The organism is Pseudomonas sp. SDO52101_S400 (assembly GCF_054071635.1).
In genome coordinates this window covers 1-1,426 of sequence record NZ_JBSVWF010000135.1, presented here as the reverse complement: position 1 = coordinate 1,426, position 1,426 = coordinate 1, and the positions used below count along the sequence as shown (strand labels likewise).

Here is a 1,426-nt window from a genome sequence, read left to right as displayed (position 1 = left end):
TAATGCCGATCAGTTAAGCCTTCTCGCTTGACCTTTGGCCGCAAGAAATCAAAATCCGATGCCTGAATAGGCATCGGATTTTTTTATGCGTTTGGCTCGGGCACTGGAACTGACCCACAACTTCGTCTCGACTCCCAATTCCATTGAGGGACTGGACTCGTTGCTTGATCCCTCCCTGGTCGAGCAAGCCTTGGAGCAGGCCGGCGTAGCCACCCTTCGCAAGCGGCGTCTGCCCTTGGAAATGATGCTCTGGTGCGTCATCTCCATGGCGTTTTTCCGGCGCATGTCGGCGTGGGATGTGGTCAGTCGCATGAACATTATGCTGCCCGGACAACGCCCACTGGTCGCACCCAGCGCCGTAGTCCAGGCCCGTCAGCGGTTGGGTAGCGAGGCCGTACGACAAGTCTTCGATCTGACGCAGAAAAGCTGGCATGAAACGGCCAGCCATCCGACCTGGGCCGGATTGCGTTTATTGGGGGTCGACGGTGTCGTCTGGCGAACGCCCGATACACCCGAAAACCGTGCGCGTTACGACTCCGCCAGCAACCAGCATGGCGATACCGGTTTTCCTCAGGTGCGCATGGTTTGCCAAATGGAATTGACCAGCCATTTGCTGATTGGCAGTGCTTTTGATGGCTATCGCAGTAACGAAATGAAACTGGCAGAGCAACTGATCGACACCACGCCAGATCACTCGCTGACGCTGTTTGATCGCGGCTTCTACTCCTTGGGGTTGCTGCACCAATGGCAGCAGGCCGGCGCTGAGCGGCATTGGCTGATGCCGCTGCGTAAAGGTGCGCAGTACGAAGTGATTCAGCGCTTGGGGCGTCAGGATGCGGTGGTTTCGCTCAGCACTTCGCCGCAGGCCCGCAAGCAGTGGCCAGGCTTGCCAGAGCGCCTGACTGCAAGACTCCTAAGCAAAACGGTCAAGGGCAAGGTCTGTCAGATTTTGACATCGATGGTCGATCCGCTGCGTTTCCCATCCGATGAAATCGTTGACCTGTACAGCCATCGCTGGGAGATCGAATTAGGGTTCAGGGAGATGAAACAGACACTGCTCAACAGCAGCTACACGTTGCGTAGCAAGACGCCCGAGATGATCGAGCAAGAGTTGTGGGGCGTGTTGCTGGGGTACAACCTGTTGCGTTATCAGATGGTGGAAATGAGCCGCCATTGTCCGGGAATCCATCCGTGCGAGCTGAGCTTCACCGCGTGTACTTGGGCGATCCTGGGGTTTATCAATGGCGTTTCTGCGGATCGCTCAGGGAACATCCCCAAATACCTCGCCGAATTGCACGCCTCGGCCCCGCACTATGTACTGCCGCATCGCCGGGAAGAGCGGGTTTATCCGCGGGCTATCAGGCTGAAATCCCCGAAGTATCCGATCAAAAATAAAAATGCCAGTCAGCTTAACTGACTGGCATTA

At 56.5% G+C, this 1,426-nt stretch carries 1 protein-coding gene; it reads left to right on the top strand.

Going from position 1 to position 1,426, the window contains the following annotated elements:
- Nucleotides 1-85 precede the first annotated feature (85 nt).
- Nucleotides 86-1,417 (top strand): IS4 family transposase, encoded by a 1,332-nt coding sequence (locus tag ACW9HX_RS29040; protein ID WP_457383210.1) that lies wholly within the window; start codon nt 86-88, stop codon nt 1,415-1,417.
- Nucleotides 1,418-1,426 lie beyond the last annotated feature (9 nt).

What these genes read in the sequence shown, in the direction of transcription:
- ACW9HX_RS29040 (WP_457383210.1), top strand. Translation starts at nt 86, where the DNA reads ATGCGTTTGGCTCGGGCACTGGAACTGACCCACAACTTCGTCTCGACT.